The 8,751-nt window shown below is 66.9% G+C and carries 9 protein-coding genes; 4 read left to right on the top strand and 5 right to left on the bottom strand.

All coding sequences use genetic code 11. The annotated features are described in order from the left end of the window. Positions 1 to 18: 18 nt before the first annotated feature. The 3 genes from ACTHJF_RS09380 to ACTHJF_RS09390 form a co-directional block, all read right to left on the bottom strand. On the bottom strand, positions 19 to 681 hold the full coding sequence (locus ACTHJF_RS09380) for a DUF4124 domain-containing protein (RefSeq protein WP_440266868.1): 663 nt from the start codon (positions 679 to 681) through the stop codon (positions 19 to 21). A gap of 110 nt (positions 682 to 791) precedes the next feature. Further along, complete coding sequence (pyrE, locus tag ACTHJF_RS09385) at positions 792 to 1,439, bottom strand: orotate phosphoribosyltransferase (RefSeq protein ID WP_440266869.1); 648 nt, start codon at positions 1,437 to 1,439, stop codon at positions 792 to 794. A 17-nt stretch (positions 1,440 to 1,456) separates the two neighbouring features. Beyond that, entirely contained in the window at positions 1,457 to 1,969 is a 513-nt protein-coding gene (locus ACTHJF_RS09390) for a GNAT family N-acetyltransferase (protein ID WP_440266870.1), read from the bottom strand. A 48-nt stretch (positions 1,970 to 2,017) separates the two neighbouring features. Here ACTHJF_RS09390 and ACTHJF_RS09395 point away from each other — a divergent pair, with 48 nt between their 5' ends. The 3 genes from ACTHJF_RS09395 (at position 2,018) to ACTHJF_RS09405 (ending at position 4,494) form a co-directional block, all read left to right on the top strand. Next, positions 2,018 to 2,785 carry an exodeoxyribonuclease III gene (locus tag ACTHJF_RS09395; RefSeq protein ID WP_440266871.1) on the top strand — a complete coding sequence of 256 codons (768 nt, stop codon included), beginning with the start codon at positions 2,018 to 2,020 and terminating at the stop codon, positions 2,783 to 2,785. Beyond that, complete coding sequence (locus ACTHJF_RS09400; RefSeq protein ID WP_440266872.1) at positions 2,775 to 4,079, top strand: AmpG family muropeptide MFS transporter; 1,305 nt, start codon at positions 2,775 to 2,777, stop codon at positions 4,077 to 4,079. Before ACTHJF_RS09395 ends, ACTHJF_RS09400 begins: the two co-directional genes overlap by 11 nt. A 91-nt stretch (positions 4,080 to 4,170) precedes the next feature. Beyond that, the gene (locus ACTHJF_RS09405; protein WP_440266873.1) at positions 4,171 to 4,494 is read left to right on the top strand and encodes a hypothetical protein; all 324 of its coding nucleotides are present in this window, start codon (positions 4,171 to 4,173) and stop codon (positions 4,492 to 4,494) included. Here ACTHJF_RS09405 and ACTHJF_RS09410 read toward each other — a convergent pair. Both ACTHJF_RS09410 and ACTHJF_RS09415 read right to left on the bottom strand, forming a co-directional pair. Continuing rightward, positions 4,491 to 5,609, bottom strand: a complete 1,119-nt coding sequence (locus ACTHJF_RS09410; protein WP_440266874.1) for an anhydro-N-acetylmuramic acid kinase — start codon at positions 5,607 to 5,609, stop codon at positions 4,491 to 4,493. The two genes, ACTHJF_RS09405 and ACTHJF_RS09410, sit on opposite strands and share 4 nt — an antisense overlap. Before the next feature lie 6 nt (positions 5,610 to 5,615). Next, entirely contained in the window at positions 5,616 to 7,061 is a 1,446-nt protein-coding gene (locus tag ACTHJF_RS09415) for an OapA family protein (RefSeq protein WP_440266875.1), read from the bottom strand. A 180-nt stretch (positions 7,062 to 7,241) separates the two neighbouring features. Between ACTHJF_RS09415 and tyrS the strand changes: the two genes are divergently transcribed. After that, the gene (tyrS, locus tag ACTHJF_RS09420) at positions 7,242 to 8,453 is read left to right on the top strand and encodes a tyrosine--tRNA ligase (protein ID WP_440266876.1); all 1,212 of its coding nucleotides are present in this window, start codon (positions 7,242 to 7,244) and stop codon (positions 8,451 to 8,453) included. Positions 8,454 to 8,751: the final 298 nt, after the last annotated feature.

Below are 8,751 nucleotides of genomic sequence, written 5' to 3' on the forward strand. Positions count from 1 at the left end.
GCCGGCGGTGACTCGTGCTTACGGCTCGGGGTTGCCGTCGGTCTGCTGCAATTGCGCCTTGAGCTGGCGGTAGTGGGCGAGTTGGGATTCGTTCTTCAGCTGGGTGTTCACGTAGGACGCCTGCAGGCGGTCCAGCATCGCGCGTTGCGCGCCGACCACGTCGCGCTGGGCGGTGATCTTGTCGGACAGGAACTTCGGCACCGGCTGCTTGGCGCGCTCCAGTTCGCCGGCGCGGTCGAGCAGGTCGGTCAGCGCTTTTTCCTGGGTGCCCAGGCTCGCGCGGGTGGTGGTGATCTGCTGGTCGATGCTGCTGAGCTCGTCCTTCTGCGCCGCCACGAAGCTGGCTTCGTCCGGGTAGGCGGCCAGCATCTGCTGGTCCTCGCGCTGGCGCTGTTCGTCCTCGCGCTTGCGTGCCGCCGCCTCGTCCGCCAGCTTCTTCGCGGCAACGCGCTCGGCTGGCGAGAGCGGGCGATCGACGTGGCGCATCACCAGGCCCTGGCTGTTCACCACGTCGTAGCCGTTGGCGATGGCGTCGGACGACAGGCTGTCGCTGTAGTGCGCCAGGCCCTGCGCATCGCGCCAGCGGTACTGCACGCTACTGGCCGTGCTGGCCTGGCGCGCCTGGGCGAGCCCGCCGAAGCCGACGCCGATGGCGGTGATGATGATGATTGCCTTGCGCATGAACTCCCTCCTTGCGGGAGTATAGCCACGAGCGGCAGCGCCCCGTGTGCCGCCGCCACGGCGGTCGATCCGCGTTGTGACAGGGTCGGCGACCCCGCCTGAACAGGGCGTCAGCCGGCCACGCCGTAGCGTTCGCGATAGGCCAGCAGTCGGGCGTGTTCCGCGGCCAGCGCCGGCTGCTCGCCGGCGTAGGCCAGCACGTCGTCCAGCCGGGTGATCGCGATCACCGGGATGCCGTAGTCGGCGGTCACTTCCTGCGCGGCGGAACGTTCACCCTGGCCGCGCTCCTGCCGGTCCAGCGCGATCAGCACGCCGGCCGGCTCGGCACCGGCGGCGCGGATCAGCGCGAGTGATTCACGTACCGCGGTGCCGGCGGTCATCACGTCGTCGACGATCAGCACGCGGCCCTTGAGCGGCGCGCCGACCAGGTTGCCGCCCTCGCCGTGATCCTTGGCCTCCTTGCGGTTGTAGGCCCAGGGCAGGTCGCGACCGTGGTGATCGGCCAGTGCGATGGCCGTGGCGGCGGCCAGCGCAATGCCCTTGTAGGCAGGGCCGAACAGCATGTCCACGGCGATGCCCGAGGCTTCGACCGCGGCGGCGTAGGCACGCCCGAGTTGGGCCAACGCGGCGCCGGAATCGATCCGCCCCATGTTGAAGAAATACGGGCTGATCCGGCCGGACTTGAGGGTGAACTCGCCGAAGCGCAGCACCTCGCGCTGCAGGGTCAGTTCGATGAAGTCGCGCTGGTAGTCGTACACGGGCAATCTCGCAAAAGTCAGGAAAGGGTGGCGCCGGCGAGCTGACGCAGCAGCAGACACTGCTGCCGTCCGGCCGATGCGCCATGGTAGCGCCGCGCGCCGTCGACGAAGCCGGCCTGGCGGTACAGCGCGAGCGCCACGGCGTTGTCCTCGTCCACGCTGAGCACCACGCAGCGCGCCGCCGGATGGCGCTGCGCCAGGTTGTCGAGCAGCGCGGCGAGCGCGCGGCGGCCCAGCCCACGACCTTGCCAGCGCGCATCGATGAAAAAGCCGCGCAGCCCGACCGTCGACGCATCGAAGTCGATCGGTGCGATCGTCCGCGGCGCGCGCTCGATACAGCACAGGCCGATCGCCTGCTCTCCCAGCACGAAGGCGAGCGGGTCGGCGCTCGGCCGGCTCTGCGCATCGGCGAGCAGGTCGACCACCCGGCCGACGAAGCGCTGCTGCGACGGCGCCACGCGCAGGTCCAGCAGCGCCGGGCGCGGCACACGATCAATGGAAACCACGGAAAGGGCGGGGACGTCAGGCACGGTTGATATGATGGCGCATTGCCCCACGCCCGACCCGCAGGAGATTGCATGCGCATCATCAGCCTCAACGCCAACGGCATCCGTTCGGCCGCCACCAAGGGCGTGTTCGACTGGTTGCGAGCGCAGCATGCCGACGTGGTCTGCCTGCAGGAGACCAAGGCGCAGGAAGACCAGCTGACCGACGCGATGTTCCGTCCGGACGGCCACCACTGCTTCTACCGCGATGCCACCAGCAAGAAGGGCTACAGCGGCGTGGCGATCTACGCCAAGCGCGAGCCGGATGCGGTGCTCACCGAGCTGGGCTGGGACGAATTCGACAACGAGGGGCGCTACATCGAGGCGCGCTTCGGCAAGCTGTCGGTGGTGTCGTTGTACTTTCCGTCCGGTTCGTCCGGCGAGGAGCGCCAGCAGTTCAAGTTCCGCGCGATGGACTGGATCGAACCGATCTTCGACGCTTGGCTGAAGAGCGACCGCCAGTACGTGATCTGCGGCGACTGGAACATCGTGCGCAGCGAGAAGGACATCAAGAACTGGAAGTCCAACCAGAAGAACTCCGGCTGCCTGCCGGAAGAGCGCGCCTGGCTCAACGGTCTGGTCGAACGCGGCTGGGTGGACAGCTATCGCACGCTCAAGCCCGAGGGTGAGGACTACACCTGGTGGTCCAACCGCGGCCGCGCGCGCGAGAACGACGTGGGTTGGCGCATCGACTACCAGATCCTCTCGCCATCGCTGCGCGAGCGGCTGCACGACTGCGCGATCTACCGCGAGCAGCGCTTCTCCGACCACGCGCCCTACACAGTCGACTATGCCGACTGAGCCGGCGGTGGCCGACGTCGCCGCCGCGCGCCCGTCGATCTGGCGCGCCTTCGCGCAGCCGGCGGCGTGGACGATGGCGGTGTTCGGGTTCTCCTCGGGCCTGCCGTTCCTGCTGGTCGCCGGCACGCTGTCGTACTGGCTGAAAGAGCACGGCGTGGTGCTGTCGGAGATCACCATGATCGCCAGCGCCGGCATGACCTATGCGCTGAAATTTCTGTGGGCGCCATTGCTCGACCATTGGCGTCTGCCCGGCTTCGTGCGGCTGGGGCAGCGGCGCGGCTGGCTGCTGTTCGCGCAGATGGCGGTGATGCTCGGCCTGCTGGCCATGGCCTGGCTGACCCCGGTGCACTTGGTGCCGTTCATCGCCGCGACGCTGGTCGTGGCGTTCTTCGGCGCGACCCAGGACATCGCGATCGACGCCTACCGCATCGAGATCGCTCCGATCGAAGCGCAGGGTGCGCTGGTCGCCACCTACTCGCTGGGCTACCGCATCGGCCTGCTCACCGCCGGTGCGCTGGCGCTGATCGCCGCGGACCACATGCACTGGCCGGTGATCTACGTGGGTATGGCCGCCTGCATGCTGCCACCGATAGCGATGACGCTGGCCGCGCGGGAGCCGGAGGTGCTGCGTCGCGCGCCCGGGCGCTGGCGCGATGCCATGCGGCTGGGAGTGATCGATCCCTTCGTCGATTTCTTCCGCCGCTATGGCGTGGTGCTGGCGCTGCTGACGCTGGCCTTCATCTTGCTGTTCAAGATGCCCGAGCAGGCCACCATCGGCGGGGTGATGGGGCCGTTCTATCGGGACATGGGCTTCACCAAGACGCAGATCGGCGCGATCACCAAGATCTACGGCATCTGGATCGGCATCGTCGGCGTGTTCATCGGTGGCGCCATGGTGGCGCGCTGGGGTGCGTGGCGCTCGCTGGCGGTGATGATCGTGCTGTGCGGCGCCAGCAACCTGCTCTACCTGCTGTTGATGCAGCACCAGGGCAGCGTGCTGATGCTCACGCTGGTGATCTCCGGCGAGAACCTCACCCTGGGCATGCTGGGGCCGCCCACGGTGGCCTTCCTGTCGTCGCTGGTGAACCGGGAACACACGGCTACCCAGTATGCGTTGCTCAGTTCACTGGTGAATCTGCCCGGCAAGGTGCTGGGCTTCTTCGCCGGCGGCATCGCCATGGCGGTGGGTTACGGCGGTTTCTTCGTGATCACCGTGCTGGGTATCGCACCGGCGGTGCTGCTGTTCGTGCTGGTGCGCGCGCGCTTCCGCACCCGTGGCTTCGACGTGCGCTAGGTCGCAATCACACGGGGTGCCGCGTGGTTCGCGTTAGTGCCTTTGTGCCACCATTCGGCCCACAGGGGCATGCGTGAGGTGGAGTGGCGCCGTGCCGGATCTCGTTGTACGCCATATCGACAATGTCATGGCCGAGCGCATCAAGACGCTCGCCAAGGATCGGCGCTGGTCGATCAATGACGTCGTGCTGCATGCACTCAAGCACGGCCTGGGCCTGGCCGAGGGCGCACAGCCGTTTGCCGAAACCATGCTCGATACCGACACCGTCGTGCTCAGCGGACACTGGGACGCGGCCGAGCGGGCCGCGTTTCACGAGGCGGTGCAGGCACTGTCCGTGGCGCCGTCCAGTCAGCTGGTGGCGCCGCCCGAAGAGACCCTCGGCGACCCAGCAGAGCGTCCCGGCGATCGCTTCTAGCGCGGTGCCGGGTAGACGGCACCCAGCACACGCGGACCGCGTGCACCGGTGACCGCCGGCAGGTTGCCAGGCAGGCCGAGCAGCCGTTGCCGGGCGAGCCAGGCGAACGCCATCGCTTCGAGATAATCCGGATCCACGCCGTACTCGGCCGTGCTGGTCAACGTGACCGGCGCCAGCAGGGCGGCCAGCCGCACCATCAGCGCCGCGTTGTGCACGCCCCCGCCGCACGCGAGCACGAGGTCGGCCTCCGGCGCGTGCCGAGCGATGGCGTCGGCCACGCTGCGCGCGGTGAGCTCGAGCAAGGTAGCCTGCACGTCGGCCGGATCGAGCAGGTCGCCGCCCATGCATGCCTGCAGCCAGGCGAGGTGAAAGTGCTCGCGGCCGGTGCTCTTGGGCGGCGGCTGGGCGAAGTACTCGTCATCGAGCAGGCGATGCAACAGGCCCGCGTCAACTTTGCCGCTCGCCGCGAACGCGCCGTCACGGTCGTACGACTCGCCGCGGTGGCGCTGGCACCACGCATCCATCAGGCCGTTGGCCGGGCCGGTGTCGAACCCTGAAACCCGTCCATCCGCCGCCAGCAGCGTGAGGTTGGCGATGCCGCCCAGATTCAGCACGACGCGACTATGTCCGGCCTCGGCCAGCAGCATCGCGTGCATCGCCGGCAGCAGGGGCGCGCCCTGGCCGCCGGCGGCAACATCCGCGCGACGGAAGTCTGCAGCCACGTCGATGCCGCAGCGCTCGGCGATCACGCTGGGGTCGCCCAGCTGCATGGTGAAGGGATGGCTGCCGCCGGGACGATGCCGCATCGTCTGTCCATGCGAACCGATTGCGGCGACGGCGTGAGGCGACACTCCGGTCTCGTGCAGCAGGCGCATGGCGGCCTCGGCGAAGCCGTGGGCAAGGGCAACGTCGAGCTGGCCGAGCCGATCCAGGTCGATCGTTGTCTCGCCCTGCGTCACTGCGAGCAGTTCCCGCCGTAGCGGCTCGGGCCAGGGATGGGTCAGGCCGCCCAGCAGGCGCGGCGTGCCAGTATCAAAGGACACCAGCGCGGCGTCGATGCCATCGGCGCTGGTGCCGGAGATCAGGCCGAGGTACAGCGAACCGGCATTTGCCACGATCGATCAGTTGTCGCTGTGTCGGCGGCTTTCGACCTTCGCCAACTTGACGTTCTCGTCCAGCTGCTTGAGCCGGGCCAGCTGCGGCGCGACCACCTGCGACTTGAACTGCGCCAGTTGCGCGGCCGGCAGCGGCTCGGGCTTAGGCAACGTGACGGTCTGCGGATTGCGCTGCACGCCGTTGACGCGGAATTCGTAATGCAGGTGCGGACCGGTAGCCAGGCCGGTCATGCCGACATAGCCGATCACCTGGCCTTGGCGCACGTGCTGGCCAATGCGCTCACCGGCGGCAAAGCGCGACATATGGCCGTACGCGGTGCTGATGGTGCCGTTGTGCTGGATGATCACGAAGTTGCCGTAGCCGTTCATCCAGCCGCGGTACTTGATCACGCCGTCGCCGGCAGCATGGATCGGCGTGCCGGTGGGGGCGGCGTAATCCACGCCCTTGTGCGCGCGCATGCGGCCGAGGATCGGATGCATGCGGCCGGCGCTGAACTGCGAGGAGATGCGGGTGAAGTCGACCGGGATGCGCAGGAACGACTTCTGGATCGGCCGGCCGTCTTCGCTGAACCAGCCCAGGCTGCCATCGGCCTTCTTGAAGCGATAGGCCGTGTAGCGATGCCCCTGGTTGACAAACTCTGCGGCGACGATGTCGCCTTCGGCGTAATAGCTGCCGTCGCGATAGATATCGTCGTAGATGACGGTGAAGCTGTCGCCCACGCGCAGGTCCTGCACGAAATCGATGTCGTACTTGAACAGGTCGGCGAGCTTGCCGACCATTCCGGCGCTCATGCCTGCCCGGGCGCCGGCGGCGTACAGCGAGCTGTCGATCATGCCGTGGGCGACGTGCTCACGCTTGTCCATGTCGCGCGGCTGCAGCGTGAGCTTGGCGCCGTGGTCGTCGAAGCGGATCATCGCCCGGTTGGCCTGGTCGCGATCGAAGCGGATGCCGCTCAAGCTGCCATCGCTGGCCAGAAGAAAATCAAATTCCTGCCCGGGTCGGATGCTGTGCAGCGAGGCCGTCGCGCTGCCGGCCGAATCCATCACCCGCTGCAGGTCCGACATGCCCAGGCCCAGGCTGGCGAAGATGTCCGAGAGTGTCTGGCCTGGCTGCACCTGCACGCGCTGCCAGTCCTCGACGGTGGGCGACTGCGTGGTGACCGGCGACGCCTTCGGCAGCGCAAGCGGAAGCAGCGTGTGCGCCATCGGCGAGGGTGGCGTACGCATCGCCGAAGCCCACGCCGGAAGAATGAAGCCAGACAGCAGGGTGATCAGCAACGCCGTGCCCGCCAGCACCCAGCGCTCGCGGTGCCAGCGGATCGGCTCCGCCTCCCCGTGGCGGCTGAAGGACCAGTGCGAACAGCGTTCGTAGAAGTGGGAGTGCCTGCGCTGCGCCTTGCGACGGATGGCTTGCTTGCGCGCCGCGTGCGCCATCTGCAACCCCTCACCCATAATGTGTAACTCCGCTGATACATGTACGACCGGCGGGTACCATAACGGTCATGTGTAAACAGCGTCAACGCCTTTTCCATCAATGATTTGCGTATGGATTTGCGTTAACTCACAATTAACTTCACCGATGTGAAAGCGGTCGTCGCAGCGACTGCCTAGGCAACTAATTTCGAGGAATGCATGAACGACCTGGAGCAGGTGCTGGCCACCATCGCGCGCGGCGCGGACGAAATCATCAAGCGCGAGGAGCTGGAGCAGCGACTCAAGGCGGGCCGCCCTCTGCGTATCAAGGCCGGTTTCGATCCCACGGCGCCGGACCTGCACCTCGGGCATACCGTGCTGCTCAACAAGATGCGCCAGTTCCAGGACCTCGGGCACCAGGTGATCTTCCTGATCGGCGACTTCACCGGGATGATCGGCGACCCCACCGGCAAGAACGTCACCCGCAAGCCGCTCACCCGCGAGGACGTGCTTGCCAACGCCGAGACCTATGCCGCCCAGGTGTTCAAGGTGCTCGACCGGGAACACACCGAGGTGCGCTTCAATTCCGAGTGGTTCGGCCAGATGGGTGCGGCCGACATGATCAAGCTGGCCGCGCAGCATACGGTGGCGCGCATGCTCGAGCGCGACGACTTCGCCAAACGCTACGCGGCGCAGCAGCCTATCGCAATCCACGAGTTCCTCTATCCACTGGTGCAGGGCTACGACTCGGTGGCCCTCAAGTGCGATGTCGAACTCGGCGGCACCGACCAGAAGTTCAACCTGTTGATGGGCCGCGCGCTGCAGGAGCACCACGGCCAGCCGCCGCAGATCGTGTTGACCATGCCGCTGCTGGAGGGCCTGGACGGCGTCAACAAGATGTCCAAGTCGCTCGGTAACTACATCGGCATCAACGAGCCGGCGATCGACATCGTCACCAAGACGATGAAGATCGGCGACGAGTTGATGTGGCGCTGGTTCGAGTTGCTGAGCTTCGACGTGTCGATGCAGGAACTCGAGCGCATGAAGGCCGACATCGCGAGCGGTGTGCTCAATCCGCGTGACGCCAAGCTGCGTCTTGCGCGCGAGCTGGCGGCGCGCTTCCACAATGCAGCCGCGGCCGAGCAGGCCATTGCCGGCTGGCATGCGGTGGTACGAGGCGAGGGCGACACCTCGCTCCTGCCGCTGAGCGAGATCGTCGTGCCGGCCGAAGGGCTGCGTCTTGCGGCGCTGCTGACCGCCGCCGGACTGACCTCCAGCAATTCCGAAGCGAGCCGCAAGCTCAAGGAGCGAGCGGTGCGGATCGACGCGGTGGTCGTCGAGGACGCCCAGCGGGTCTTCGAGCCGGGCTTCGAGGGCGTGCTGCAGGTCGGCAAGCGGAGCTTCGCGCGCGTGCTGCTCAAGCACGGATGAGCGGCACCGCCGTCGTCGAGCGCACCGCACCCTTTGCCGACAGTGGCTTAGCCGCCCGCAGGAAAAAATTTCAGAAATTGCTTGCCAAAGTTGGGGGCGCTGCCTAGTATTCGCCCCCCGCCGCAGCCGGTCATCGCTCGGCAACATCGACGAAGCGAAAAAACATTTCGCGAAGGTGTTGACGAGGTGGAAGATCGATGTAGAATGTGCGGCTCACCCGGGGCGAAATGCTTCGGGGCGATTCGAGAAACGGATCGCAAGTGATTGATCTTTGACAGTGTGCGCAGGTGACTTGTGT

The organism is Dyella sp. (assembly GCF_051962475.1).
Lineage (GTDB): Bacteria > Pseudomonadota > Gammaproteobacteria > Xanthomonadales > Rhodanobacteraceae > Dyella_A.

Bases quoted from the DNA above. Each gene is read 5' to 3' on its own strand.
- ACTHJF_RS09380 (WP_440266868.1), bottom strand. From the start codon at position 681: ATGCGCAAGGCAATCATCATCATCACCGCCATCGGCGTCGGCTTCGGC.
- ACTHJF_RS09395 (WP_440266871.1), top strand. From the start codon at position 2,018: ATGCGCATCATCAGCCTCAACGCCAACGGCATCCGTTCGGCCGCCACC.
- ACTHJF_RS09400 (WP_440266872.1), top strand. From the start codon at position 2,775: ATGCCGACTGAGCCGGCGGTGGCCGACGTCGCCGCCGCGCGCCCGTCG.
- ACTHJF_RS09415 (WP_440266875.1), bottom strand. From the start codon at position 7,061: ATGGGTGAGGGGTTGCAGATGGCGCACGCGGCGCGCAAGCAAGCCATC.
- tyrS (WP_440266876.1), top strand. From the start codon at position 7,242: ATGAACGACCTGGAGCAGGTGCTGGCCACCATCGCGCGCGGCGCGGAC.